The organism is Blastococcus sp. SYSU D01042, assembly GCF_054050515.1.
In genome coordinates, this window is sequence record NZ_JBJGZM010000005.1 from 233,140 (window position 1) to 258,453 (window position 25,314).

Annotated in this window: 22 protein-coding genes and 1 riboswitch; of the genes, 13 read left to right on the plus strand and 9 right to left on the minus strand. The window is 75.4% G+C overall.

All coding sequences use genetic code 11. From position 1 onward, the window contains the following. The first annotated feature begins 21 nt into the window (after positions 1 to 21). Both ACI79H_RS11985 and ACI79H_RS11990 read left to right on the plus strand, forming a co-directional pair. Positions 22 to 3,243, plus strand: a complete 3,222-nt coding sequence (locus ACI79H_RS11985) for a carboxyl transferase domain-containing protein (RefSeq protein ID WP_456554617.1) — start codon at positions 22 to 24, stop codon at positions 3,241 to 3,243. Positions 3,244 to 3,340: 97 nt separating this feature from the next. Further along, on the plus strand, positions 3,341 to 5,050 hold the full coding sequence (locus tag ACI79H_RS11990; RefSeq protein WP_456554618.1) for an FAD-dependent oxidoreductase: 1,710 nt from the start codon (positions 3,341 to 3,343) through the stop codon (positions 5,048 to 5,050). Between the two features lie 32 nt (positions 5,051 to 5,082). Here ACI79H_RS11990 and ACI79H_RS11995 read toward each other — a convergent pair whose 3' ends face one another. After that, on the minus strand, positions 5,083 to 5,523 hold the full coding sequence (locus ACI79H_RS11995) for a hypothetical protein (RefSeq protein WP_456554619.1): 441 nt from the start codon (positions 5,521 to 5,523) through the stop codon (positions 5,083 to 5,085). Between the two features lie 222 nt (positions 5,524 to 5,745). On the opposite strand from ACI79H_RS11995, the gene ACI79H_RS12000 reads away from it, so the two are divergent. Further along, the gene (locus ACI79H_RS12000) at positions 5,746 to 6,960 is read left to right on the plus strand and encodes a DUF222 domain-containing protein (RefSeq protein ID WP_456554620.1); all 1,215 of its coding nucleotides are present in this window, start codon (positions 5,746 to 5,748) and stop codon (positions 6,958 to 6,960) included. Positions 6,961 to 7,034: 74 nt separating this feature from the next. On the opposite strand, the gene ACI79H_RS12005 is transcribed toward ACI79H_RS12000, so the two are convergent. After that, positions 7,035 to 9,635, minus strand: coding sequence for an ATP-binding protein (locus ACI79H_RS12005; RefSeq protein WP_456554621.1), 2,601 nt, complete (start codon positions 9,633 to 9,635; stop codon positions 7,035 to 7,037). 193 nt (positions 9,636 to 9,828) lie between these two features. Further along, positions 9,829 to 11,223, minus strand: a complete 1,395-nt coding sequence (locus ACI79H_RS12010) for an ADP-ribosylglycohydrolase family protein (RefSeq protein ID WP_456554622.1) — start codon at positions 11,221 to 11,223, stop codon at positions 9,829 to 9,831. Positions 11,224 to 11,416: 193 nt separating this feature from the next. On the opposite strand from ACI79H_RS12010, the gene ACI79H_RS12015 reads away from it, so the two are divergent. Then, on the plus strand, positions 11,417 to 11,599 hold the full coding sequence (locus ACI79H_RS12015) for a hypothetical protein (RefSeq protein WP_456554623.1): 183 nt from the start codon (positions 11,417 to 11,419) through the stop codon (positions 11,597 to 11,599). A gap of 29 nt (positions 11,600 to 11,628) precedes the next feature. Here the strand turns inward: ACI79H_RS12015 and ACI79H_RS12020 are convergent, their stop codons facing one another. Together ACI79H_RS12020 and ACI79H_RS12025 are read right to left on the minus strand one after the other, a co-directional pair. Then, positions 11,629 to 12,657 (minus strand): NAD(P)-dependent alcohol dehydrogenase, encoded by a 1,029-nt coding sequence (locus ACI79H_RS12020; RefSeq protein WP_456554624.1) that lies wholly within the window; start codon positions 12,655 to 12,657, stop codon positions 11,629 to 11,631. Positions 12,658 to 12,734: 77 nt separating this feature from the next. Next, the gene (locus tag ACI79H_RS12025) at positions 12,735 to 13,466 is read right to left on the minus strand and encodes a hemerythrin domain-containing protein (RefSeq protein ID WP_456554625.1); all 732 of its coding nucleotides are present in this window, start codon (positions 13,464 to 13,466) and stop codon (positions 12,735 to 12,737) included. Positions 13,467 to 13,610: 144 nt separating this feature from the next. Here ACI79H_RS12025 and ACI79H_RS12030 point away from each other — a divergent pair, with 144 nt between their 5' ends. The 3 genes from ACI79H_RS12030 to ACI79H_RS12040 all read left to right on the plus strand — a co-directional run bounded on the left by ACI79H_RS12030 (position 13,611) and on the right by ACI79H_RS12040 (position 17,018). After that, positions 13,611 to 15,278, plus strand: a complete 1,668-nt coding sequence (locus ACI79H_RS12030) for a CocE/NonD family hydrolase (protein WP_456554626.1) — start codon at positions 13,611 to 13,613, stop codon at positions 15,276 to 15,278. After that, complete coding sequence (locus tag ACI79H_RS12035) at positions 15,275 to 15,898, plus strand: hypothetical protein (RefSeq protein ID WP_456554627.1); 624 nt, start codon at positions 15,275 to 15,277, stop codon at positions 15,896 to 15,898. The genes ACI79H_RS12030 and ACI79H_RS12035 overlap by 4 nt, the downstream gene beginning before the upstream one ends. Before the next feature lie 124 nt (positions 15,899 to 16,022). After that, on the plus strand, positions 16,023 to 17,018 hold the full coding sequence (locus ACI79H_RS12040) for a diguanylate cyclase (RefSeq protein ID WP_456554628.1): 996 nt from the start codon (positions 16,023 to 16,025) through the stop codon (positions 17,016 to 17,018). 4 nt (positions 17,019 to 17,022) lie between these two features. Here the strand turns inward: ACI79H_RS12040 and ACI79H_RS12045 are convergent, their stop codons facing one another. The 3 genes from ACI79H_RS12045 to ACI79H_RS12055 form a co-directional block, all read right to left on the minus strand. After that, complete coding sequence (locus tag ACI79H_RS12045; RefSeq protein WP_456554629.1) at positions 17,023 to 17,544, minus strand: HAD domain-containing protein; 522 nt, start codon at positions 17,542 to 17,544, stop codon at positions 17,023 to 17,025. A gap of 42 nt (positions 17,545 to 17,586) precedes the next feature. Further along, positions 17,587 to 17,919 (minus strand): WhiB family transcriptional regulator, encoded by a 333-nt coding sequence (locus ACI79H_RS12050; RefSeq protein WP_456554630.1) that lies wholly within the window; start codon positions 17,917 to 17,919, stop codon positions 17,587 to 17,589. A 224-nt stretch (positions 17,920 to 18,143) separates the two neighbouring features. After that, the gene (locus ACI79H_RS12055; protein ID WP_456554631.1) at positions 18,144 to 18,701 is read right to left on the minus strand and encodes a C40 family peptidase; all 558 of its coding nucleotides are present in this window, start codon (positions 18,699 to 18,701) and stop codon (positions 18,144 to 18,146) included. A 15-nt stretch (positions 18,702 to 18,716) separates the two neighbouring features. Then, a riboswitch (cyclic di-AMP (ydaO/yuaA leader) is annotated at positions 18,717 to 18,875 on the minus strand. A gap of 375 nt (positions 18,876 to 19,250) precedes the next feature. Here ACI79H_RS12055 and ACI79H_RS12060 point away from each other — a divergent pair. The 5 genes from ACI79H_RS12060 to ACI79H_RS12080 all read left to right on the plus strand — a co-directional run bounded on the left by ACI79H_RS12060 (position 19,251) and on the right by ACI79H_RS12080 (position 23,892). After that, positions 19,251 to 19,973, plus strand: a complete 723-nt coding sequence (locus tag ACI79H_RS12060) for a hypothetical protein (RefSeq protein ID WP_456554632.1) — start codon at positions 19,251 to 19,253, stop codon at positions 19,971 to 19,973. Positions 19,974 to 20,007: 34 nt separating this feature from the next. Then, complete coding sequence (locus ACI79H_RS12065) at positions 20,008 to 22,023, plus strand: sensor histidine kinase (protein ID WP_456554633.1); 2,016 nt, start codon at positions 20,008 to 20,010, stop codon at positions 22,021 to 22,023. Next, complete coding sequence (locus ACI79H_RS12070; RefSeq protein WP_456554634.1) at positions 22,020 to 22,655, plus strand: response regulator; 636 nt, start codon at positions 22,020 to 22,022, stop codon at positions 22,653 to 22,655. The genes ACI79H_RS12065 and ACI79H_RS12070 overlap by 4 nt, the downstream gene beginning before the upstream one ends. Positions 22,656 to 22,714: 59 nt before the next feature. Then, positions 22,715 to 22,855, plus strand: coding sequence for a hypothetical protein (locus ACI79H_RS12075; protein WP_456554635.1), 141 nt, complete (start codon positions 22,715 to 22,717; stop codon positions 22,853 to 22,855). Between the two features lie 83 nt (positions 22,856 to 22,938). Beyond that, complete coding sequence (locus ACI79H_RS12080; protein ID WP_456554636.1) at positions 22,939 to 23,892, plus strand: D-2-hydroxyacid dehydrogenase family protein; 954 nt, start codon at positions 22,939 to 22,941, stop codon at positions 23,890 to 23,892. Between the two features lie 3 nt (positions 23,893 to 23,895). Here the strand turns inward: ACI79H_RS12080 and ACI79H_RS12085 are convergent, their stop codons facing one another. Next, positions 23,896 to 24,522, minus strand: coding sequence for a hypothetical protein (locus ACI79H_RS12085; RefSeq protein ID WP_456554637.1), 627 nt, complete (start codon positions 24,520 to 24,522; stop codon positions 23,896 to 23,898). Positions 24,523 to 24,639: 117 nt separating this feature from the next. Here ACI79H_RS12085 and ACI79H_RS12090 point away from each other — a divergent pair, with 117 nt between their 5' ends. Further along, positions 24,640 to 25,314, plus strand: coding sequence for a hemerythrin domain-containing protein (locus tag ACI79H_RS12090; RefSeq protein WP_456554638.1), 675 nt, complete (start codon positions 24,640 to 24,642; stop codon positions 25,312 to 25,314).

Consider the following 25,314-nt stretch of genomic DNA (forward strand, 5'->3'; position numbering starts at 1 on the left):
GTGACGTGCGAGCATCGCCCGGTGGCCGACTCTCACCGCCTGCTGATCGCCAACCGCGGAGAGATCGCCGTCCGCCTCGCCCGCGCCGCGGTGGCCGAGGGCATGGTGAGCGTCGCCGTCGCGGGCGCCGACGAGCCCGACGCCCCGCACCTCTCCGCCGCCGACCAACACCACGCCCTCCCCGGCACCGGCCCGGCCGCCCACCTCGACGTCGCCGCGGTCGTCGCGGCCGCGCAGGCCACCGGGTGCGACCTGCTGCACCCCGGCTACGGCTTCCTCTCCGAGAACCCGTCCCTCGCCGAGGCCTGCTCCACGGCCGGCATCACCTTCGTCGGCCCGTCGCCGGCGACCCTCGAGCTCTGCGGCGACAAGGTCCGCGCCCGCGCACTCGCGCACGAGCACGGCATCCCGGTCCTCCAGGCCACGGATGCCGACGAAACCGCCGTCACCGCGCTGCTCGACGACAGCGGCGCCGTCATGCTCAAGGCCCGCGCCGGCGGCGGGGGGCGCGGCACCCGCCTCGTCCGCCGCGGCGAGGACGTCCCCGCCGCCATGGACCGCGCCCGCGCCGACGCCGAGATGGCCTTCGGCGACGGCACCCTCTTCGCCGAGACCTACCTCGACCGCGTCCGGCACATCGAGGTCCAGGTCCTCGGCGACGCGACCGGCGCAACAGCAGTCCTCGGCGACCGCGACTGCACCCTCCAGCGGCACCGGCAGAAGATCATCGAGATCGCGCCCGCCGGCGACCTGCCCCACGACACCCGCCGGCGCCTGCACGACGCCGCCGCCACCTTCGCCCGCGCGGCCGGCGTCATCGGCCTGGCCACCGTCGAGTTCCTCGTCCCCGCCGACGACCCCGACAACTTCGTCTTCCTCGAGTGCAACCCGCGCCTGCAGGTCGAGCACACCGTCACCGAGGAGACCACCGGCCTCGACCTCGTCCGCCTCCAGCTCAGGGTCGCCACCGGCGCCACCCTCGCCGACCTCGGCCTCGCCGACGGCGCCCCCGCCCCCCGCGGCGTCGCCGTCCAGGCCCGCGTCAACGCCGAGACCGTCACCGCCGACGGCGCTCTCGTCCCCTCCGCCGGCACGATCACCGCGCTCACCCTCCCCGGCGGCCCCGGCGTCCGCGTCGACACCGCCGCCCGCCCCGGCGCCCAGCAGAGCCCGCTGTACGACTCGCTGCTGGCCAAGGTCGTCGTCTCCGAGCGGATGGGCGACCTGGAGGACGCCCTCCGCGCCCTCGACCGGGCCCTCGCCGAGGTCGACGTCCGCGGCGTCGCCACCAACACCGCCTTCCTCCGCGCAGTCGTCACCCAACCCGACGTCGTGGCACGGAAAGCCACCACCACGTTCGTCGACGATCACGTCGCCGAGCTGGTCGCCGCCGCCGGCCAGCACACCGCCCCGGAAGAGCACAGCGAGGACGGCCTCCACGCACCGGTCCCCGGCACCGTCGTCGCGATCGAGGCAAGAGCCGGCACGACCGTCGAGCCCGGGGGAGTGGTGCTCGTCCTCGAGGCGATGAAGATGGAGCACGTCGTCGCGCTTCCGGCCGGCGGCACGGTCCACGAGGTGACGGTCAAGGTCGGCGACACCGTCCAGCAGGGGCAGCTGCTCGCCACCGTCGAGCACACCGACGGCGACCACCAGGGCCAGCAGGACCAGTTCGACCTCGACGCCGACCGCGCCGACCTCGCCGAGGTCCGCCGCCGCCACGAACTCGGCCTCGACGAGCACCGCCAGGAGGCGGTCGCCAAGCGGCACGCCCAGGGCCGGCGCACGGCACGGGAGAACCTCGCCGACCTCGTCGACGAGGGCAGCTTCCTCGAGTACGGCCCGCTGGTCTTCGCCGCCCAGGAGCGCAGGCGCTCACGGGAAGAGCTGCAGGAGCGCACCCCGGCCGACGGCGTCGTCGGCGGGCTGGCCGACGTCAACGGCGACACCGTCGGCAGGGCCAACAGCGCCGCCATCGTCGTCTCCTACGACTACACCGTCCTCGCCGGCACCCAGGGCATGCGCGGCCACCTCAAGAAGGACCGGCTGTTCGAGCTCGCGGAGAAGCGGCGGCTGCCCGTCGTCCTCTTCGCCGAGGGCGGTGGTGGCCGGCCCGGCGACGTCGACCACCCGGTCGTCTCCGCGCTCGACACCGCCGCCTTCACCCTGTTCGGCCGGCTCTCCGGGCTCGTCCCCACCGTCGGCATCGCCAGCGGCCGCTGCTTCGCCGGCAACGCCGCGCTGCTGGGTACCTGCGACGTCGTCATCGCCACCGAAGACGCCAACATCGGCATGGGCGGCCCGGCGATGATCGAGGGTGGCGGCCTCGGCGTGGTCGCGCCCGAGGAGATCGGGCCGATCGACGTCCAGCACGCCAACGGGGTCGTCGACATCCGGGCCGCCGACGACGCCGCCGCCGTGGCCGCGGCCAAGCAGTACCTCTCCTACTTCCAGGGCCCGGTCGCCGACTGGACCGCGCCCGACCAGCGCCTCCTGCGCCACCTCGTCCCGGAGAACCGCAAGCGGGTGTACGACATCCGCGCCGTGCTGCACGCGCTCGCCGACGAGGGGAGCGTGCTCGAGCTCCGCGACGGCTGGGGCGCCGGCATGGTCACCGCGCTGGCCCGGGTCGAGGGCGCGCCGATCGGCGTGCTCGCCAACGTGCCCACCCACCTGGGCGGCGCGATCGACGCCGACGCCGCCGACAAGGCCGCCCGCTTCCTGCAGCTCTGCGACGCCCACGGCCTGCCCGTCGTCTCGCTGTGCGACACCCCGGGCTTCATGGTCGGCGTCGAGTCCGAGAAGACGGCCACCGTCCGCCACTTCTCCCGGCTGTTCGTCATCGGCGCCAACCTGTCGGTGCCGCTGGGCACCGTCGTCGTCCGCAAGGCCTACGGCCTCGGCGCGCAGGCCATGGCCGGGGGCAGCACCAAGGTGCCGCGGTTCACCGTCGGCTGGCCGTCGAGCGAGTTCGGCCCGATGGGCCTGGAGGGCTCGGTGCGGCTGGGCATGCGCCGGGAGCTCGCGGCCATCGAGGACGACGACGAGCGGCAGGCCGCCTACGAGGCCGCCGTCGCCGCCGCCTACGAGCGCGGCAAGGGCCTCAACGTCGCCGCGCACTGGGAGATCGACGACGTCATCGACCCCGCCGACACCCGCCGCTGGATCACCACGCTGACCCGTGAGGCGGCGGCCACCCCGCGGCCGGCCGGGCGGGTGCGGCCGAACGTGGACACCTGGTAGCAGCGCGTCCATCCAGGCCGGAGGCCTTGGCGCGGCGGGGTGCCGGTTCCTACGATCTGCGGGCACGGGGCCCTGCGTCGGATCTGCCGGAGCCGCCATGAACGCGCCCCTGATCGTCGCCGTCGACGACGATCCGGCCCTGCTCGCCGCCGTCGAGCGGGAGCTGCGCACGCGGTACTCACCCGACTACCGCGTCCGCACCCTGGGCTCGGCCGCCGAGGCGCGGAGCACCTTCGAGGAACTGGCCCGCACCGGCGAGGAGGTCGCGCTGGTGCTCGCGGCCGAGCAGCTCGGCGGCGCTCCCGGCACCGAGCTCCTCGGCGAGGTGGCCCGCTGGTTCCCGCAGGCCCAGCGCGCCCTGCTCATCGCCTGGGCCGGTGTCGGCGTGCCGGAGGTCGGGGACGCCCTCTTCGAGGCCATCGCCCGGGGCCGCATCGACGACTACGTGGTCCGGCCCGCGCCCCCGCCGGACGAGCAGTTCCACCTGGCCATGTCGACGTTCCTGCTCGCCTGGGCCGAGACCCGCCGGCGCGCCCCGCACACGATCGAGGTCGTCGGCGAGACCTGGTCGGGCCGGGCGTACCGGCTGCGCGAGGTGCTCGGGCGCTGCGCGATGCCGCACCGCTTCTGCCTGGCCGACTCCGACGAGGGCCGGGCCATCCTCGCCGGCACCGGGCCGCGCAGGTTCCCGATGCTCGTCATGCCCAACGGTGCGGTCATGGAGGACCCCACCGACACCGACATCGCGCGCTCCGCCGGCAAGGAGCTCGATCCGTCGGGCGAGTGCTACGACCTGGTGATCGTCGGCTGCGGCCCGGCCGGGCTCTCCGCCGGCGTGTACGGCGCGTCCGAGGGGCTGCGCACCGTCGTCATCGACTCGGGCAGCATCGGCGGGCAGGCGACGAGCAGCTCCTCGATTCGCAACTACCTCGGCTTCCCCCGTGGGGTCACCGGCGCTGATCTCGCCCGCCGCGCCTACCAGCAGGCCTGGGTGTTCGGTGCCCGCTTCGCCTTCATGCAGCAGGTCACCCACCTCGCCCGCGAGGACGGCGAGATCGTCGTCGACCTGCACACCGGTGGCGTCGTGCGCGCCCGCGCGGTCGTCCTGGCCACCGGCGCCAGCTACCGGCGGCTCGGCGTCGAGTCGCTGGAAGCGCTGAACGGTGCCGGCGTCTTCTACGGCGCCGCCGCCTCAGAGGCGTCGCTGGTGGCGGGGGAAGAGGTGTTCATCGTCGGCGGCGCCAACTCCGCGGGGCAGGCGGCGATCCACCTGGCCGGCTACGCCAAGCGGGTCACGCTCGTGGTCCGCGCCGCGACGCTCGAGGCCGGCATGTCGCACTACCTGGTCCGGCAGGTCGAGGAGACGCCGAACATCGAGGTGCGGACGAGCACCGAGGTCGTCGACGGCGGGGGCGACGGCTGGCTCGACCACCTGGTGCTGCGCAACCGGGCGGACGGCGGACTCGAGACCGTCGGCGCGTACGCGCTGTTCCTCATGATCGGAGCCCAGCCGCACACCGCCTGGCTGCCGCCGACGTTCCAGCGGGACGCCTCGGGCTTCGTCGTCACCGGGTCGGAATTGGACGCCGACGCGTTCGCCCCGCTCGGCCGGCCGCCGCTGCCGCTGGAGACCAGCGTGCCGGGCGTGCTCGCGGCCGGGGACGTCCGGAGCGGGTCGGTCAAGCGGGTGGCCTCCGCCGTCGGAGAGGGCTCGGTGGCCATCCAGTTCGTCCACCGCCTGCTCACCGGCGACCGTCGGGGCCCCCAACCAGCCGGCCTTCCGAGCCCCCGAGCGGGAGTGCACTGACCGCGACGATCGCGGACCTGCGTCGTCCGGCGTCAGCCCGACGGCCAGCTCCGGCGCAGCAGGACCGGAACCGCCGTGCGCCCGTTGCCGACGTGCATGCTGCAGTCCAGGCCGTCGCGGTCGCGGAGGATCGCCTCGACCGCCGAGACCCAAGCGTGGTCATCAGCGGAGAGCCCGGCCGGGCCACGGCGTTCCACCAGCAGAGCCAGGTGCAGGCCGCTGGGGTCGACGTCCTCGGTGTCGGCGACCGCGGCGTGCACGGCGACGAGGTTGCCGAGAGCTTCGCGGTCGGGCTCGAGCGGCACGTCGTCCACCGGCATCAGCAGCGGAACCATGCTGCCGTCGCGGCGGAGCCAGGCCAGGAACAACGTGCGGCGGGACGGCGGGCCGTCGAGCTGCAGGAGGGCGCGCCAGCGCTCGGTCAGCTCGGCGTCGCTGGTGACGGGAACGGTGGGGTGCGGTCGGGTCGACATGGACGGGGACTCTGGCGCAGCGGCGCGAGCTGGATGGAGGTTGTCCACAGGCGCGGACGTCCGCGACGCGGGCGTCGCCGGCTCAGACCAGGGCTGCGCCGACCGGCCCGTCAAGGCTCGCGACCACACTGTGGACAAGTCGCTGAGCTGCGAGTTCATGCTGCGCGCGCCCCGCGGTGGCGGTAGACTTCGAACACCTGATCGAACGACGTGGGAGGTTTCGTGGGCGAGTTCGCATCGGCGATCGACGCGCTCGAGGCCTTGACCGCCGACGACCTGTTCGATAGCTCCGACGCCGACCTGCTCGATCGCACCCTCGCGCTGACCCGCGCCCGGAACATGATCGACGCGGAGCTGGCCCGCACCGTTCGCCGCGCCGACTGCGCCCAGGCGGCCGAGCGCGACGGGCTGAAGGCGATGCGCCCCTGGCTGCGCACGCATGCCCGGCAGTCCGGGCCGGCCGTCACCGGTCTGATCAAGGCCGGCCGGGTGCAGGAGCACCTGCCGGCGGTGGCTGCCGCCTACGCGGCCGGGCAGATCACGACCCACCAGGTGGAGCTGCTGGCCGAGATCTGCACCCCCGCCGCGCTGGAGAAAGCCGCGGCGGCCGGCGTCGACCTGGCCGAGATCGAGGCCGCTCTGGTCGCGGTCGCGGTGCAGGCGCCCCACCGCGACCTGCAGAAGGCCGTCGGCGCCTATCTAGCAGCTCTCGATCCCGACGGGCCCGAGCCGGACGCGACCGAGGAGCGGGCGGTCACGATGGTGCAGCACCCCGATGGCTCCTGGACCATCGGCGGCGCCTTGGACGCCGTCGGCGGCGAGAAGGTCGCCACCGCTCTGGAGTCGATCGCCGCGAAGAGCCGCTGCGCCGGTGACACCCGTACCCGCGCCCAGCGGCTCGGCGACGCTCTCGTCCAACTGGCGGACATCCATCTGGCCTCGGGGGAGCTGCCGACGCTGCGCACCGTCAAACCGCACGTGGGGGTGCTGGTCGGTCTGGACGACCTGGTCGACCCCTCCGAGGGCATCGGTGCCGCGACGTCGGGCCTGGGGGCGGCCATCTCCGCCGCCCGCGCGCGGATGCTGGCGTGCGACGGCAACGTCACCCGCATCGTGATCGGCCCGGACTCGATGCCGATGGACGTCGGCCGAACCCACCGGGTCGTGCCGCCGCACCTGCGCCGGGCGGTGGAGCTGCGCGACCAGTGCTGCGTGTTCACCGGTTGCGAGGCGCCGGCCTGGTGGTGCGACGTCCACCACGTCCTGCACTGGGCCGACGGCGGGGACACCTCCCTGGAGAACTCGGCGCTGCTCTGCGAACGCCATCACACGAAGGTGCACTCCGGTTTCCGGATCGAACGAGATTCGCACGGTCGATGGCACACCTACCGCCCCGACGACACCGAGATCCTCATCGGAGTTCCGCTGCTCCACTGAGCGAGGTGGAACGGGTCCGACGTCACGGGGGCGCAAGCGTCCACGGCGTGGGTCAGACGCGCGCCGGAGCCGCCTCAGTCGCCGCCGTCCACGACACCGGCCGGCTGCTCGGCGTGGACGCTGCTGGCCAGGTCGATCAGCACCGCGACCGCGCCCGGCAGGTCCAACGCCGCCCCCTCGGCGCAGGCGGCCTCGTACTGGTCCGCCGGCAGCGCGGCGCGGGTGGCGGCGACGTACGCCTGCCCGTCCACCGGGTCCATCAGCATCGGGTCGTAGCCCACCCGGCGGCTCAGCGTCTCCACCGCACCCAGGATCAGCGCCCCCGAGCGCGGTGAGCCCGCCGCGGTGGCCGCGCCCGCGCCGGTGAGCAGGACCGCGAGGACACCGGTGGCGTCGTCGTCGGCCAGTGCCGCGCTCACCCCCATCGCCGCCGCGCGCACCGCCTCGGGGCCGCGGCCGAGCGCGAGCAGCACCTTGGCCCGCACGAACAGCGCCGACCCGACGGCCCAGCTGTGCCCGAACTCGACGGCGATCGCCTCCGCCTCGTCGAGGTGCCGGAGCGCGGCGTCGGCGTCCCCGGCCATCCGGGCGAACTGCCCCCGCGTCATCGCGATCTCGGCCCGCACCCAGCCGACCCCGCTGCGCTCGGCGGCCGCCACCGCCTGCTCGGCCTCGACCTCGAAGCTGGCGATCGCCTCCTCCTCGCCGAGCAGCGCGCGGACGAACGCCCGCAGCACCATCGCCAGCGCGACGGTGTCGCCGGCCTCCTCGGGGGCGAGGGTCACGACCTCCTCCACCCGCTCGCGGATGGAGACCACGTCCCCGGCGAGGTAGGCGAGCAGCGCGTCCCCGAGCAGCGCCCGCACCCGCACGCCGGCCGGCGCGCCCGGTGCGGCCGCGAGCGCGTCGGCCAGCCACTGGCGGCCCTCGGCGACCTGGCCGCGCCGGTACCACCACCAGTTGACGGCCGCGGCGATCCGCAGCGCCGCCTCGCCCTGGCCGGTGGTGAGCGCGTGCCCGAACGCGGCGCGCACGTTCAGCCGCTCGGCGTCCAGCCGCCGCCAGCCGGCCGCCCCCTCCCGCCCGCGCAGGGTCGGCTCGATCCGCTCGGCGAGGTCGACCAGGAAGGTCAGCTGCCGGTCCCGCAGCCGACGCCGCGCGGCGTCGTCCAGCAGCGTGTCGGCGTACTGGCGCAGCGTCTCGAGCATCCGGTACCGGCCGGCGCCGTGGTCGATCTGCAGCAGCGACTTGTCCACCAGCGCGCGCAGCGGCATGAGCGTGCGCGCGCCGTCCCCAAGCTCCGGTCCGGCGACGGCGTCGACGGCATCGGTGGCGAAGCCGCCGGAGAACACCGACACCGCCGTGAACAGGGCCAGCTCGTTCTCCGGGAGCCGGTCGACGCTCCACCGGATGGTGGCCGCCAGCGTCCGCTGCCGCTCCGGCACGCCGCGCACCTCCTGGCCGAGGACGGCGAAGCGGTCCCCGAGCCGGGCCACCAGCTCGGTCAACGGCATCGTGGTCAGCGCGGCCGCGGCCAGCTCCAGCGCCAGCGGCAGGCCGTCGAGCTCCGCGCAGAGCCGCCGCACCAGGGGCAGGTCCGCGGGGGACGGCGCCACCGAGGGCACCGCCAGGCTCGCCCGGTCGAGGAAGAGCCGGACCGCGTCGCTGTCGTCGCCCTCCACGTCCAGCGGCTCGCACGGCAGCACCGACTCACCGGGCACGCCCAGTGGCTGCCGCGACGTCGCCAGCACGCGCAGGTCCGGGCAGCGCGCCAGCAGCGTCGCGGTCAGCAGGGCGGCGGCGTCGAGCAGGTGCTCGCAGTTGTCGAGCAGCACGAGCAGCTGCCGGTCGCGGAGCGCGTCGGCCAGCGCCGTAACCGGATCGCCGACCGACAGCTGGATGCCGAGCGCCGTGGCCACCTGCGCGGGGAGCAGGGCGGGCGCGCTGGTGCCGGCGAGCTCCACCAGGACGGCGGGGGTGCCGCGCGCCTCCGACCGCCGCGCGCCCTCCAGCGCCAGCCGCGTCTTGCCGCTGCCGCCCGGGCCGACGACGGTGACCAGCCGCTGGGCGGCGATCCGGGCGCCCAGCACGTCCAGCTCGCGCACCCGGCCGACGAACGAGGTCAGCGGCGTGGGCAGCACGGCGGTGACGTTGCCCAGCCCGCGGAGGGGCGGGAAGTCGGCCCGCAGGTCCGGGTGGCGCAGCTGGGCCAGCTGGACCGGGGCGGGGAAGCCCCGCAGCCGGAACGAGCCCAGGACGGCGAGCTCCGCGTTCCACGGCAACCGGCCCCCGGCGGCGTCGGCAGCGGCCGACGACACCAGCACCTGCCCGCCGTGCGCCCCGGCGCAGATGCGGGCCACCTGGTGAACCGCCAGCGCGACGTAGCCGGGGCCGACCGGGGTCGCCTCGCCGGTGTGCACCCCCATCCGGGCGACGACCCGCACCGCGCCCTTCCAGCGCGGGCCGGCCAGCCCGCGCTGGGCGTCCAGGCACGCGGCGATCGCGTCCCCGGCGTCAGCGAAGGCGGCCAGCACCGCGTCGCCGTCGGTCTCGACGGCGATCCCGTCGTGCTCCCGGCAGCAGCGGCTCAGCAGCGCGCGGTACCGCTCCAGCAGGGCCGGGTACTCCTCGCCGAGCTCGTGGAACAGCCGGGTGGAGCCCTCGATGTCGGACATCACGAAGGTGACGACGCCGGCAGGCAGCCGACCGTCGCGAGTGGAGGACCGGCGCGACCGGCCCGCGCGTGGGCGTGCCGCTGCGCCGTCCGCGGGCGCCATGCGCGGGACCGTACTCCCGGACGCCGACGGGCGGGAGTGCCCAGAGGCGGCTCGCGCCGGTCCGGAATGCGCCCGCGGGACAGGCGCCGGGCTACGTGGTCAGACGTTCGAGGGCAGCGGTGAAGCTCGCGTTCCAGAGGCCGAGGTGCGGCCAGCGGGCGGCGACGTGGGCGGTGGCCTCGTCGGCGGTCATGCCCTCGGTGCGCATCAGCCAGGCGCGGAGCACCAGGCCGGTGCGCGAGGCGCCGCCGTGGCAGTGCACCAGCAGCCGGTGCCCTTCGGCGCGCAGCGCCTCCATGTCGGCCAAGACGTCCTCGAGCACGACGTCCAGGTCGCTGTTGTGCTCGTTGTCCGCGACGTAGGCCATCCGCTGGAGCTCGTGCTCGAACGGCTCGCCCAGCCGGCACAGCGAGATCACGGCGAAGTCCTTCTCGCTGTACCGGGCGCCGTCGAGGTTGGCCGCCCAGATCCCCGGCAGCACCTCCGCCGGGCCGATCCGTGGGATGACGCCGGGGTCGTAGCTCTGCTGCACGCCGCCGTCCAGCGCCGCGGCGAGCTGCTGCAGGTCGGCCAGCCGCCACAGCTTGTCCGCGAAGCCGGGCACCCGGCCGTGCACCACCGACGACCACCGGCTCGGGATGCCGCCCATCCCGAACACCGCCCCGGCCAGCCCGCCGGCCACGCACGCCACCGTGTCGGTGTCGCCGCCCAGGTCGATGACCAGCCGCAGCACCCGGGCGAAGTCGCGCCCGTGGCGCAGCGCCCACACTGCCGAGCCGAGCGTCGGCCACACCGCGCCGTTCGACTCGGTCGCCTGGTCCGGCGTCCAGTCATCCGCGAGCACCGTCGCCCACCGCTCCCGGTGCTCCTCGGCGACCAGCTCCAGCGCTGCCGGGATCGCCACCAGCGGGTCGCCGCCGTCCAGCGCCACCCGCATCAGCTCGTGGAAGATCGCGCACCCCTCGCCGGCGGACGGGTCGCCGTGGGTCAGCGCCGAGATCTGCCGGGCGGCGTCAACGGTCGCCTCGGTGCCGGAGCGGGAGAACCAGATCGCCGCCGGCGTCGCTCTCATCAGCGAGCCGTTGCCCGCCGCGTGCCCGGACCGGGCGAAGTGCTCGGCCGCGGCCTCGGACCACGACAGGCCCGAGCGCAGCACGGCGGCCGTCTGGTTGCCGATGTCCGGTGGTCCGGCCTGCGCCCAGGCCGCGAACCGGTCGAAGACGTCGGCCGCGTCGAGCGCGCCGCGGTCGACCAGCGACGTCGCCACGAGCAGCGCCATCTGGGTGTCGTCGGTGAACTCGCCCGGCTCCCAGCCCAGCGACCCGCCGCCGCACATCTCCGTCTTCGCACCCCGCGCGGGCACGGGGAAGCGGGCGGAGAACTGCCCGGCCGGGCCGAACTCGAACGGCGCCCCGAGGGCGTCACCGACGGCGGAGCCGACGAGCGCCCCGGCGACCCGGTGGCTGCGGTGCATGGACGGCGGCACGGGCACTCCTCGCTGGATCGGACCTGCACAGCATCCCCGACGGCTGGACGCCGCCCGTCCGGCCGGGGGGAGAGCGACACCCGCAGTCACACCACACCCGCCACCCACTGCTCACCTGGGCCTTCTCCGGAAGTCCCGCGGATGGTCGGTACTCGTCCGTACCCTTGGGCGAACCCCAGGGAAGGAACGTGTCGTGGGCAAGCACCTGCTCGATGAGACCGCTGAGTTCGCACTGCCCCGGATCGGGCGGCACGCCCGTCCGGACACCGGCGAGCTCGAGGTCGCGGAGCTCGACGCCACCCAGCGGATCGAGCTCTCGTCCGAGCGGCGTGCGCCGCAGCCGCCGCGACCGGACGAGGACGACCGGAGCCGCTGAGCGCTCGCGGCACGTAGGAGAGCGGGGACTCAGGGCACGACGACGGCCCGGCCGCGGACCGTCCCCTCGTGCAGCCGGCGGTACGCCTCCGGCGCCTCGTCGAGGGTGAACCGCTCGGTCTCGACGTGGATCGCACCGGCCCGCGCCAGGTCGAGCACCTCCATCAGCTCCGACCGGGTGCCCCAGTAGGGCGCCCGCACGGTGGCGCCCATCGGCGTCGAGAAGAAGCCGGTGGGCAGCACGGCACCGCCGATGCCGACGATCTGGATGACGCCGTTGGCCGCCACGGCCTGCCGGGCGATCTCCAGCGTCGGCGCCGCGCCGACGAAGTCGAACACCGCCTGCGCGCCCACCCCGCCGGTCAGCGAGCGGATCGACTCGACCGCCGACTCGTCCGACGGCAGCGCCCGGTGCGCCCCGACCTCGCGGGCCAGCTTCAGCTTGTCCTCGTCGATGTCCAGCGCGATCACGGTCGCGCCGGTGATCGCGCGCAGGATCTGGATCCCTACGTGCCCCAGCCCGCCCACGCCGATCACCACCGCGGTCGAGCCGGCCGGCAGCGCGCCCAGCGACGAGACGATCGCGTGGTACGGCGTCAGCCCGGCGTCGGTCAGCGACACGGCGGCCACCGGGTCGAGGTCGCCCAGCGGCACCAGGTGCCGGGCGTCGTCCACGATCAGGTACTCGGCCATCGCCCCCGGTGCCCCCAGCCCCGGCGGCTGGATGCCGAGCGCCGACGCCCGCGGGCAGTAGTTCTCCGCACCCTGGGCGCACGCGTGGCACACCCCGCAGCCCCAGGCCCCGTAGACGGCCACCGGCTCGCCCACCTCGACACCCGTCGCACCCGGCCCGAGGGCGTCGACCACGCCGACGCCCTCGTGCCCCAGCGTCATCGGCAGCTCGTAGGCGCCCTCCGGCAGGCTCATCACGAACTCGTCGGAGTGGCACAGCCCCGCGGCGGTCACCTTCAGCCGCACCTGTCCTGGCCCGGGCTCCGGCGTGGGGACCTCGACCACCTCGGGCCGGCTCCCGACGGTCCGGTACTGCACTGCGCGCATGCCTGCTCCTCCGATGCCGGTACGGGTCCCTCCCGGACGTTAGGGCCTCACCGGGGAGCCGTCACGCCGCCCGCTGCTCACAGCGCCGGAGGCTCGCCCCGCAGCCGGACGACGGCGGCGCGGAAGTTGCGCCGGCCGACCACGCGCCACGCGGTCCGGACCGCCACGGGGACCGTGGCCAGCACGCGGGCGCGGTCGAGCGCCGACGCGTCCTCCAGGACCAGGCCGAGCACCAGCATCTGCTCACGGCCGGACAGCGTGCTGGCGGCCGCGCGGCACGCGGCGGCCCACTCGCCGGCCGGCAGGTGACGAGCCAGCAGCGGCAGCAGGTCGACCTCCTCCGCCGCGGTCGATTCCGCCACGCAGTCGGCGACTGAGTCGCAGGCGCGGACGAAGGCGTCGCGCGCCGGGACGCTGCCGGTCACGTCCCACTGCCGGGCCAGGGTCGCCAGGTCCCGGAGCCGGTGGTCCAGCGCGGCGCTCCGGCGCGTGGACGCGGCGACGTGCTGCCGGGCGCTCTCCTGCCCGTCGGCAGGCATCGAGCGGAGCAGCGCGGGCCACAGCAGCTCCCGCTCGAACGCGTGGTGCTCGAGCAGCACCCGGGAGACCAGGTCGGCCTGGCCGGCGAGCTCGGCCGTGCGGTCGGCGCCGTCGGTGGTCACCCACGAGGCGAGCCGGGCCAGCAGCCGGAGCTCCCGCTCCACGGCGGCGTGCAGCACCCGCTGGTAGGCGGTGGCCGCGGTGCTCGGGGCAGGCGGCGCCGGAGGTGCGGGCACCGGGGCGGGGGAGGGGAGCAGGACGGCGGTCATGGCACCTCATCGGTCGTCGGCTGGCACTGGAACCGACGCTAGGGAGGCGGGTGTCCCGGCCGACAGGGTTCGATGTCCTGACCCGGCGGGACCGCGCCCGGGATGATCACGGTCCCGTCGCCGCCGTCCCGACCAGGAGGATCCGTGCCCGACCCCCAGCCGCTCTCCCGGCCGGCCCGCCTCGCCGCCGCCGCGCTCGGCCGCCGGTGGAAGCTGCCCGCACCGCTGAACCCGGTGCTGGTCCGGCGCGACGTCGACGTCCCGATGCGCGACGGCGCCACCCTGCGCGCCGACGTCTACCTCCCGGCCGGCACCGGTCCGCACCCCACCGTGCTGCTGCGCTCGCCGTACGGCCGCGACGTCGGCTTCGCGCTCACCACGGCGGTGCCCTACGCCGAACGCGGCTACGCCGTCGTGCTCCAGAGCGTGCGCGGCACGTTCGGCTCCGGCGGGGAGTTCACGCCGGTGGTCAACGAGGAGCACGACGGGCAGGACACCGTCGCCTGGCTGCGCGAGCAGCCCTGGTTCGACGGCCGGCTGGCCACCCTCGGCCCGAGCTACCTCGGCTACACGCAGTGGGCGCTGGCGCTGGACCCGCCGCCCGAGCTCAAGGCGATGGTGCTGCACATCGGCCCGCACGACCTCGCCCAGGCCGGGATGGTCGACGGCGCCTTCCAGCTCACCAATCTGGCCATCTGGACCGACATCATCGCCCACCAGGAGCAGGTCAGCTGGCTGCGCGGCATCATCCGGCTGGCCCGGGCGGAGCGGCGGCTCAACCCCTACCTCGGCGAGCTGCCGCTGCAGGGCCTGGCCGAGCGCCTCGGTGGGACGCCGGTGCCGTGGTTCGACGAGTGGATGGCCCACCCCGACCTGACCGACCCCTACTGGGACCGCTACCGCGCCACGCCGGCCGTGCACTCCTCGACGGTCCCCACGATGCTCATCAGCGGCTGGCAGGACTGGTTCGTCGAGCAGACGCTCTACCAGTACGCCGCGCTGCGCGAGCGCGGCGTCGACGTCGCGATGACCGTCGGCCCGTGGGCGCACCTGACCATCGACCCGGCGGTGACGACGCCGGAGAGCCTCGCCTGGCTGGCCACCCACCTGCCGGTCGACGGCGCCCCGGCGCCACCCGAGCGGCACGACCGCGTGCGCGTGCACGTCAGCGGCGCGCGCACCTGGCGCACCCTGCCGGACTGGCCGCCGGCCACCACCGACCGCACCTGGTACCTCGACGACGGCGGCCGGCTGGTGGACGACGCCCCGGCGCGGCCGGGCTCGACGAGCTGGCGCTACGACCCGATGGACCCCACCCCGTCGGTCGGCGGGCGGGTGCTCGCCGGCAGCGCGGGCCAGCGGGACAACCGCGAGCTCGAGGCGCGCGACGACGTCCGCACCTTCACCACGCCCGCGCTGCGCACGCCCGTGGAGGTCCGGGGCGGGGTGCGCGTGCGGCTGGTCGTCGAGCCGGACAACCCGTACGCCGACGTCTTCGTGCGGCTCTGCGACGTCGAGCCGAACGGGCGGTCGGTCAACGTCACCGACCGGCTGGTCCGGCTCGACCCGGCGCCGGGGGAGGAGCCGGTCGCCGGTCCGCGGACGGTCGAGACGACGCTGCCCGACACCGCCCACCGGTTCCGCGCCGGCCACCGCGTCCGGCTGCAGGTCTCCGGCGGCGCCCACCCCCGCTACGCCCGCAACCTCGGCACCGGCGAGCCGCTCGGCGAGGCCACCCGCGGCGTCCCGGCGGACCACCGCCTGTGCACCGGCGGCGCGACGCCGTCGTCGATCACCCTGCCGACGGCGTGACCACGGGCCGGCTGCTGGCGGGGCCGGCGACGGGGACGACGGCGGACGGTCGGCCCGTCTGGCGGGTGCCGCTGGCGGACTTCCTCGCGCAGGTCCGCCCGGCCTACGGCGGCCCCGACTGGGACGACGTCGTGCGGTCCGTGCTCGCCGACGCCGACGAGCGGGAACGGGTGGGCACGCTCGCGGCGCTCGTCCCGGGCGGCTTCCGCCAGCCGGTCATCGTCGACGACGAGGACCGCGCGCTGCGGAACGGCATGCACCGGGTCGTCGCCACGATCCTCGCCGGAGGCAGCCACCTCGACGTCACCGACCGGTACTCGACGGTCGACCGGCCGCAGCTGCGCGTCGAGTTCGCGCTCGAGCTGCCTCCCGCACACCCCTACGAGGACGTCCACGAGGCGGCGTCGTCGTTCCTCTGGTCGTTCCCCGTGGGCGAGGAGTGGGCGGAGACCGACTGCATGTACGACGCCGACCCGCTGATCGGTGGCTACTGGTACTGGCCCGCCGACCGCACGGAGGACCTCGTCGCGGCGATGACCGCCCGCGCCGCCGCCCGGGGGGCCGGCCTGCGGGTGCACGTCGCCGAACCGCACGAGCCCGACGAGGAAGAGGACGACTGAGGCGCCGGTCGCCCGGTCCGACCCCTCGCCGGGGATGCCTCGTGCACAACCGATCTCACCCGGGCGGGTACCTGTGACGGTGTAGCCGATCAAGTCAGCGCAGCGGCGGGCCGATCCACGGAGCATGAGCAGGTCCGCAGCGCCCGAGGTGGCGACGACGCGCGTCATGGCGCGGACGACCGCCACCTTGTACGCGTTCGGCGGGGTCGCGGGACTGCTCGTCACCTGGGACACCGCCGCCGGTCCGCGACGGTCCGTGCTCGCCGGCCTGTGCCTCGCCGCGCTCGCGGCCGCCGCTGTCGTCGGCCGGTGGGGTGCGCGCTGGCCGCGGGGGGCCTTCCACCCGGCGGTCGGCGCGGCCACGGTGCTGCTCGCCACCGGCGTGCTCGTCGCGCCCGACCCGGTGACGTCGCTGGCCGCCGCCACGCTGGTCGCCTTCGTCGTCGTCGACGCGCACTTCTTCTTCGCGCCCCGCGCCGCGCTCCTGCACCTCTGCGGCGCCGTGGCCGGCGTCTCGGTGGCGCTGCTGCTGTCCGGTGGGGTCGGCCTCGGCGTCGCCCTCGGGCTGGACCTGCTCCTGGTCGGCATGGGCACCGTCATCCGTCAGCTCGTGTTCCTCGCTTCCCGCGCCAGCCGCGACCCGCTCACCGGGCTGCGCAACCGGCGGGGCTTCGACCAGGCGCTCGAGGAGCTCCTCTGCGACGCCGCCCGGACCCGGGCGCCGCTGACGGCAGTGCTCATCGACGTCGACCACTTCAAGTCCGTCAACGACACGTACGGGCACGACGAGGGCGACCGCGTGCTGTGCCGGGTCGCCGACTCGTGGCGCGGCGCGGTCCCGGCCGGCGCGGTCCTCGCCCGGCACGGCGGCGACGAGTTCTCGCTGCTGCTCCCCGGCGTGCTCGGGGACGAGGCGCTGGCCCTGGTGCGGCGGGTGTGCGCGCTCGACCCGGGCGTCTCGCTCTCCTGCGGCGTCGCCGAGCACCGCCCGGGCGACAGCGCCTCGCAGCTCATGCGCAGTGCCGACCGCGCGCTCTACGACGCCAAGGAGCTCGGCCGCGGCCGCGCCGAGCTGGTCGGCGCCCCCCGTGACGGGTCCTGGGCCGCCCCCGCGCGCTGACGCCTCAGCCGTCCTCGTCCAGCCAGGCCTCCACCCGGTCCAGCTCCGCGTGGGTGAGGCCGGTCGAGCGGTCCGGCGCGACGACGAGCACCTGACCGTGGGCGGCGATCCACCCGCTGGTGTCCTCGGCCTGGTCGGCGAGGTCGTCGTCGATCCACACGATCCGCCGCTCGGGCTCGGCCGCCGCGACCGACTGCGCCGCCGCCAGCTTCCACCACCCGGCGACGCCGCCGAGCGCTCCGCCGAAGCCGGTGGGCAGCGCGTCGCGGTCGTGGGTCCGCAGCCCGCGGGGCAGGCCCATCGGCTCGGCCAGCAGCCGGTCGGCCATCCGGGTCCAGGTCGTGAGCCACTGCAGCTCCACCCGGCCGCGCTCGTGCAGCGCGCGCACCCGGGTGAGCACGCTGGGGTCCCACGACAGGACGTAGCCGTTGAACCGCCCGCGGTGCCAGCCCTCGGGCAGGTCGTGGCGCACGGCGTTGAGGACCCCGTCGACGTCGAGGAGCAGGACGGGCGGGGGAGACGTCACCGCGTCGTCCTACCCGGGTGCGGTCCAGTCGTGACGACGGCCTCAGGCGGTGATCGCGTCGCGGCGCTGGTGGCGCAGCCGGCGGCGCTCGCGCTCGGACAGGCCGCCCCAGATGCCGAAACGCTCGTCGTTGGCCAGCGCGAACTCCAGGCACTCGGCCCGCACCTCGCAGCCGGTGCACACCCGCTTGGCGTCGCGGGTCGAGCCGCCCTTCTCCGGGAAGAAGGCCTCCGGGTCGGTCTCGCCGCACAGCGCGGAGAGCCGCCACGACTCGTCGTCGGCAGGTGCTGCCCAGGGGGTGGCCCAGGTGGTCTCGTCGGCGACGGCGGGTTCGTCGGTGACCAGGGACAGGAAGGGGCGGTAGCTCGAAGGCACGGGATGCTCCAGGGGAAGTGGGGCGGGGTGACGGACCGGTACGGCCCGTCGGCTGTCCGCAACGTTATGCGGGCGTGACCTGTCGGGCTCCGGCGCATCCGACCGAAACGATTCCGTCCGTTTGGTGCATCTTGTGCACCCGCCGGCGTGCCGCCCGCCCGCCGACGTGGCCACTCCGGCGGGCTGGGCGCCGCCGGGGTGGCCACGTCGGTGGCACTGCGGGGTCAGGCGACGCGGCGCGTGGAGTGGTAGCCCGGCATGGAGTCCACCCGCACGACCGAGACCGGCTTGCCGTAGGTCGAGGAGTGCACCATCAGCCCGTTGCCGATGGCCATCCCGACGTGGCTGACCGGGCTGTAGAAGAAGATCAGGTCACCGGGCTGCATCTCGTACCAGGGGATCTCCACCCCGGCGGTCGACTGCGCGCGCGAGGTGCGCGGGATCTCGACGCCCGCGGCCCGGTAGGCCGACGAGGTCAGCCCCGAGCAGTCGTAGCCGCCGGGACCCGTGCCGCCGTACACGTAGGGCTTGCCCTGCTGCGCCAGGGCGGTGTCGACGGCGACCTGCGCGGCGTGCGTCGGCGCCCCGACGGGCGAGGAGGAGAAGGACGCCGGAGCGGCGGTGAAGCCGGCGGGGGCGGCCGCGACCGGAGCCGGTGCCGCGGCACCGGTGTCGGCCGAGGCGGCGAGCGGGGTGAAGGCGATCCCCGCTCCGGTGAGGACGGCGAGCGCCGCCCCACGAGCGGAACGACGGGTGGGCGTGGACGTGCGCATGGTCGTCATGGACGACGGTTCTCCTTGTTCTCCGGAACCGCCTACCGGGTTAGCTGACGGGTTCGGGCGGGGAACTCGCCCGGCGCGCCGGCAGGTCCGGTCGCGCTTCACCCCAGGGGAACGGTGGGTCCCCGGTCCGGGCTGCGGGAGGTCTCCGGCAGCCCGGTTCGGCGGTGCCCGGCGAGGTGCCACCGGAGGCGACGACGAAGGCCTCGGCCGGACGGCGACGACGCTAGGTCGGGGCTGCGGCAGTCACAAAAGGACGCCGCGCCGCGGAAGGTGCGCACGCCGAGGCCGCCGCGCCCGGGCGCCCGGGCGGCGACTCGCGTGCGAGCACGGCGGTTCCCGACGGCGGCACCGCGCCGTCCCGGAACGCGTCACGGAACGCGATCGGCCGCTTACTTCGCTCTCACCGGCGTGGCGGGACGCAGCGTCGAGGACCGGTCGCCGCCCGGTGGGATCAGGACCCATGCCTCAGGACACCGGGACGTGTCCCGCCCGAGGGTCTTCCTCGTCGGACGGGAAGGACCCGCCCGCTCGAGGAGGAGACACACCGCAATGACCGCAGAGACGCTGCTCGTCCCCGCCGCCGGCACCGCCCGCCCGGTCCCGCGCCCGGCGCCCATCGGCCGCCGTGCCGCCGTGGCCTGCCTGGTCGTGGGAGCGACGCTGAACCTGGCCGAGGCGCTGCTCGGCCGCGCCGCCGGCGTGGGCGAGTCCACCGAGGCGACCCTCGATGCCGTCGCCGGCCGGCCCGGGCTCACCTCGGCGACGCTCGTCGCCGGCACCGTCGCCATCCCGTTCCTGCTCCTCGGCCTCGTGGCCATGGCGCAGCTCGTCCGTCCCCGGATGCCCCGTCTCGGTGCCGCCGCCGCCGTGCTCGGCTTCGTCGGCTCGCTCGGCTTCCTCGGCCTCCATGCGGTCTCGATCGTCGATGCCGCGGCTGCCGGGCAGCCGGACCGGGCGGCCATGCTGGCGCTGATCGAGGACGTGCAGTCCAGCCCGCTGGCGCTGCTGGTCCTGCTGCCCTTCCTCGTCGGCATGCCGCTGTCGGTCCTGCTGACCTCGATCGGCATGCTGCGGACCCGCGTGGTCGCCCGGTGGATCCCGATCACCCTGCTGGTCTTCCTCGTCCTCGACTTCGGCCAGTTCCCCACCGGCCCCGTGGACCCGCACTGGCTCTTCGTCGCCGCCGCCGCCGGTGCCGCCGCCGCCATCGTCCGCCGCAGCGACGAGCAGTGGTGGCGCGGCACGGTGGACGCCGGCACGCGACAGGGCTGACCGGCCGAGGCCGACGCACTAGCGTCCCCGCCTGATGCTCAGGAGCCGTCCGGTCCGCGCGAGCCGGGCCACCCTCGTGGTGGCCCGGCTCGCCGCCGTGCTCTCGATCGCCTACCTCGCCGCCGGGATCGCCGCGCACCTCGCCACGGCCCCGGCCGACCGGGCCGACCTGCTCGCGACCCCGGAGCCGGTCATCGGCCCCGCCATGGCCCTCGTCGGCGCCGTCCTCCTGGGGCGCGTCCCGCGGGGGGCTGCCGGCCACCGGGTGCTGCTGCTCACCGCCGTCATCGGCTGCTCCGCCTGCGTGTACGCCGGCTCGATCGGGATCGCGGTGCACGGCGCCGCCGGCCCGGCTCCGGTCGACGACGTCGCCGCGTGGCTCGCCCAGTGGACCTGGATCCCCGCCTTCGTGCCGTTCGCCACCCTGCTGCCGCTGGTGTTCCCCGACGGCCGGCTCCCGTCTCCGAGGTGGCGGCCGGTGGCGGCCGCCGCGGTGGGCCTCGTGGTCGTCATGGTGCCGTTCGCCGCCTTCACCGACGTGGGCTCGACGGCGGGGCGCCCGGCCAACCCGCTCGCGGCCGACGCGCTGGAGCCGGCCGTCGACGTGCTCGGCGGGGTCCTCTTCGCCGCGCTCCCGGTGCTGGCGCTGGCCGCGATCGCCGGCCTGGTCGTCCGCTTCCGGCGCGCCGATGCGCAGGAGCGCCGGCAGATCGCCTGGGTCGGCTACGCGCTCGCGTGGGTGGTCGGCGCGGCGTGGATCTCCCCGCCGCTGTTCGCGGTGACCACCCTCGCCGTCCCGCTGGCCATCGGCGTGGCGGTGGTGCGCTACCGGCTGTTCGGCATCGACGTGGTCCTGAACCGCACGCTGGTGGGCGCCGCGCTGCTGGCGTCCTCGGCGCTGGTCTACGTCGCGGTCGTCGGCTGGTTCGGGGGGCTCGCAGGCCGGCGGGACTCCCTCGTCGGCTTCGCGGGGGCGGTCGCGGTGGCCGCGGTCTTCCACCCGCTGTACGTGCGGATCCAGCGCGGGGTCGACCGGCTCCTGCACGGCCACCGCGGCGACCCGTACCAGGTGCTCGGCCGGGTCACCGAGGTCCTGCGCGTCGCCGGCTCCCCCCGCCAGGCGCTCGGCCGGGCGGTCGCCGTCCTGGCCGCGGAGCTCAAGCTGCCCGCCGTCTCCGTCACGGTCGAGCGCCCCGGGGCCGCGCCGGTCGTCGAGTCGGTGGGGGACGAGGTGCTCGCCGTCCACGCCTTCCCGCTGGAGTGGCACGACGACGTCGTCGGCACCCTCCGGGTCGGCCACCGCGCGGGCAGCGGGGACCTCGACGCGCTCGACGAGGCGCTGGTCGCCGACGTCGCCGCCCAGCTCGCGGCGGTCGGCTTCGCCCTCCGCCTGGCCACCGACCTGGAGCGGTCACGTGACCGGCTGGTCACCGCCCGGGAGGAGGAGCGGCGGCGGATCCGCCGCGACCTGCACGACGGGCTCGGCCCGCAGCTCGCCTCTGCCGTGATGGCCCTCGACGTCGCGGACCGGGCGCTCGGGCGGGAACCGGCCCGCGCCGTGCCCCTGGTCGCCACGGCGCGCGACCAGCTGCAGGACGCCGTCGCCGACGTGCGCCGGATCGTGCACGGCCTGCGGCCACCGGCCCTGGACGACCTGGGCCTGCTCGGTGCGCTGCAGGCGGGCGGCCCGGGCCTGCTCGCGGGCACCGACGGCGCTCCGGACATCCGGATCGAGGGCCGCGGCGAGCTGGGCGGGCTGCCGGCCGCGGTGGAGGTGGCGGCCTTCCGGATCACGCAGGAGGCGCTCACGAACGCCGTGCGGCACGCCGACGCGGCGCACATCGCCGTGCACCTGTCCCGCGGGCCGGACGCCGTGCGCATCGACGTCGTCGACGACGGCACCGGCTGCCCCGACGACGCCCCGGCCGGCATCGGCCTGGACTCCATGCGGGACCGTGCCGCCGAGCTCGGCGGGAGCTGCCGCATCGCGCCGGAACCCGGCGGTGGCACCCGGGTGTCGGCCGTCCTGCCGCTGGGAGGGACCCCGTGACGCGCGTCGTGATCGCCGACGACCACCCGGCCTTCCGTGCCGGGCTGCGGGTGCTGCTCGAGGACAGCGGGCTCGAGGTCGTGGCTGAGGCCGCGGACGGGCCGGGCGCCGTCGACGCCGTCGTCGCGACCGACCCGGACGTCGCGCTGCTCGACCTCCAGATGCCGGGGCTGACCGGGGTGGAGGTCACCACGCGGCTGACCGAGGTGGCGCCGCGCACCCGGGTGCTCGTCCTCACGATGATCGAGGCCGACGAGACGGTGCTGGCCGCGATCCGTGCCGGCGCGTGGGGCTACCTGCTCAAAGGGGCGGGGCAGGCCGAGATCGAGCGTGCGGTCCGGTCGGTGGCGGACGGTCAGGCCGTGTACGGGGCCGGCGTGGCCGAGCGGGTGCGCGGCTTTTTCGCCGCCGGGTCGGGCGCCGCGGTGGGGCCGTTCCCGCAGCTGTCCGAGCGGGAGCGCGAGGTGCTGGGGCTGGCCGCGCAGGGCCGGGGGAACGCGGAGATCGCCCGCCGGCTCTTCCTGTCGGAGAAGACGGTGCGCAACCACGTGTCGAGCATCTTCGCCAAGCTCGGGGTCACCGACCGGGCGCAGGCCGTCGCCCGCGCCCGTGACGCGGGTCTGGGTGGCTGACGGTTGGCGGACGCCGTCCCGGGGCACGGGAGAGGTCAGTCCACAGCTAGGAGGCGAACATGGCCGGAATGATCCGGAAGCTCATCGTGTCCGGGGTCGCCACGAAGGTGATCCAGGAAGCCCGCAAGCCGCAGAACCAGGCGAAGATCAAGAAGATGATCGCCGACTTCCAGGCCAAGAACTCCGGCAAGCGCCGCTGAGCCACCCGCCTGTCCCGACGGCCCCCGACCGCACCCGCGGTCGAGGGCCGTCGTGCGTCCGTTCCGTGTAGTAGACCGGGGGCGTGCACCGCATCGCCGTCCTCGACGACTACCAGTCCGTGGCCGCCGGCTTCTGCGACTGGTCGCAGGTCCCCGGGGAGGTGCGCGTCGTCGAGTTCCACGACGCCGTCGGCGACGAGGACGCGCTGGCCGCCCGCCTCGAGCCCTTCGACGTCGTCGTCGCCATGCGGGAGCGCACGGAGTTCCCCCGCAGCCTGCTCGAGCGGCTGCCGGACCTGCGGCTGCTGGTCACCACCGGGATGGTCAACCGGGCCATCGACGTCGCCGCCGCCGCCGAGCTCGGCATCACCGTCTGCGGCACCGGGGCCGGCGCCGCGGCGACCGCCGAGCTGACCTGGGGGCTGATCCTGGCCACGCTCCGGCACATCCCGCGCGAGGACGCGTCGGTCCGCACCGGCGGCTGGCAGCGGACGATCGGCGGCGACCTGGCCGGCGCGCGGCTCGGCGTCGTCGGGCTGGGCCGGCTGGGCAGCCGGGTCGCCGGGGTGGGGAAGGCGTTCGGCATGGACGTCGTCGCCTGGAGCCAGAACCTCACCGACGAGCGCGCCGCCGAGGTCGGCGTGCGCCGGGTCGAGCGCGAGGAGCTGTTCGCCACCGCCGACGTCGTCACCGTGCACCTGCTGCTGTCGCGGCGCACCCGCGGACTGATCGGGCCTGCGGACCTCGGCCGGATGAAGCCGACCGCCGTCCTGGTCAACACCAGCCGCGGCCCGATCGTCGACGAGGCGGCGCTGCTCGACGCGCTGCACGCCGGCCGGATCGCCGGCGCAGGGCTCGACGTCTACGACGTCGAGCCGCTGCCCGAGGACTCGCCGCTGCGCTCGGCGCCGCGCACCGTGCTCACGCCGCACCTGGGCTACGTCACCCGCGGCACCTACGAGGTCTTCTACCGGGAGGCGGTGGAGGACGTCGCCGCGTGGGTGGCCGGCGAGCCGGTGCGGGTGCTGGAGCGGTAGTGCTCACGCGGCGTCGTCGCGGGACAGCCACCCGGCGGCGGCGATGCCCAGGCCGAAGAGCACCGTGCCGGGGATGATCCCGTAGCCCTCCTTGGGCAGCGCCGGGACGAGCAGCGCGCCGACGGTGAGCCCGGCGAACGACAGGCCGACCAGCCGCGGGAACAACCGGTGGCGCACCGCGGCGACGGTCATCAGCGCCGGCCCGATCAGGTTCGACATCCCGGCGATCATCGTGAAGGCGAGGGTCGCCTCCTCGACGTCGGCGAAGCCGTGGTGGTCCATCAGCGGGCGGACGTAGGCCTCCATCAGCGCACCGGCGGGGATGAGCACCAGGCCCAGCCACGAGATGCCGAGGCCGACGAGCCCCACCTTCGAGACGGCGAACCGCCGGGTCAGCACGGTCAGGCCGGCGGCGATGAGCACCGCGCCGATCGCGAAGACCACGTGCGCCACCACCCAGGTGGCGGCGTGCGGTGCGGCGTCGTCGTGCTCCAGCGGGTGCAGCGCGTTGCCGACGGCGAACAGCACGCCACCGGTGGTCAGCACCAGCGCGCGGGTGCGCAGGCTCGGCCGGTGGTCCGGCGCGGGGGAGGGGCCGAGGGTGGGCAGGGGCGAACGGGTGGTCGTCATGGCCCGAACGCTCGCGCCCCGCTCTTGCCGCGCTCCTGTCGTCCACTTATCGTACCGCCGCGACGGCGGCAGGTCGACCGCACGAGGACGACAAGTCGCCCCGGCCAGGGTCCCCCCATGACACCGATCAGCGTGACGCCGCGCTCCGCCGGCGACCCCCGTCCCGACACCCTCGGCATGCGCCTGGCCCACCGCGCCATGCTCCGCGACGCCGCCCGGCTGCCCGCCCTGCTCCAACGGCTGTCCGCGGCTCCCGTCGCACCCGCCCGCGCTCGCGCCGTCGCCGGCTACGTCGAGGACTTCTGCGACTCCATCCACCACCACCACTCCGCCGAGGACGACGTCCTGTGGCCCGTGCTGGCCGCCTCGGCCGGCGCGCACGTCGACCTCGCCGAGCTCAGCGACGACCACGCCGCGCTCGACCCGCTGCTCGACCGCATCCGGGCGGGCGCCGTGCTGTTCCGGACCGCACCGGACGACCAGGACGCCGCCACCGCGCTCGCCGTCGACCTCGGCGAGCTGCGCGACGTGCTCGAGGAGCACATCGCCGACGAGGAGGCCTCCGTGCTCCCGGTCATCGAGGAGCACGTGTCCGTGGCCGACTGGAGGTGCGTCGAGGGCGAGATCCGCACCCGCGCGACGCTCACCTTCGAGGCACCCCGGGTGCTCGCCGTCGTCACCCCCGAGGAGCGCGCCGTCCTGCTCGCCGAGGGCGGGCTCGCGCTGCGGGTGATGGCCGCCGTCCTGTGCCCGCCGTTCCGGCGCCGGGAGCGCCGCGTCTTCGGCGGCTGA

Bases quoted from the DNA above. Each gene is read 5' to 3' on its own strand.
- ACI79H_RS12085 (WP_456554637.1), bottom strand. From the start codon at position 24,522: ATGACGACCACCCGTTCGCCCCTGCCCACCCTCGGCCCCTCCCCCGCG.
- ACI79H_RS12055 (WP_456554631.1), bottom strand. From the start codon at position 18,701: ATGACGACCATGCGCACGTCCACGCCCACCCGTCGTTCCGCTCGTGGG.
- ACI79H_RS12075 (WP_456554635.1), top strand. From the start codon at position 22,715: ATGGCCGGAATGATCCGGAAGCTCATCGTGTCCGGGGTCGCCACGAAG.
- ACI79H_RS12090 (WP_456554638.1), top strand. From the start codon at position 24,640: ATGACACCGATCAGCGTGACGCCGCGCTCCGCCGGCGACCCCCGTCCC.
- ACI79H_RS12020 (WP_456554624.1), bottom strand. From the start codon at position 12,657: ATGCGCGCAGTGCAGTACCGGACCGTCGGGAGCCGGCCCGAGGTGGTC.
- ACI79H_RS12025 (WP_456554625.1), bottom strand. From the start codon at position 13,466: ATGACCGCCGTCCTGCTCCCCTCCCCCGCCCCGGTGCCCGCACCTCCG.
- ACI79H_RS11995 (WP_456554619.1), bottom strand. From the start codon at position 5,523: ATGTCGACCCGACCGCACCCCACCGTTCCCGTCACCAGCGACGCCGAG.
- ACI79H_RS12065 (WP_456554633.1), top strand. From the start codon at position 20,008: ATGCTCAGGAGCCGTCCGGTCCGCGCGAGCCGGGCCACCCTCGTGGTG.
- ACI79H_RS12040 (WP_456554628.1), top strand. From the start codon at position 16,023: ATGAGCAGGTCCGCAGCGCCCGAGGTGGCGACGACGCGCGTCATGGCG.
- ACI79H_RS12060 (WP_456554632.1), top strand. From the start codon at position 19,251: ATGACCGCAGAGACGCTGCTCGTCCCCGCCGCCGGCACCGCCCGCCCG.
- ACI79H_RS12005 (WP_456554621.1), bottom strand. From the start codon at position 9,635: ATGTCCGACATCGAGGGCTCCACCCGGCTGTTCCACGAGCTCGGCGAG.
- ACI79H_RS11990 (WP_456554618.1), top strand. From the start codon at position 3,341: ATGAACGCGCCCCTGATCGTCGCCGTCGACGACGATCCGGCCCTGCTC.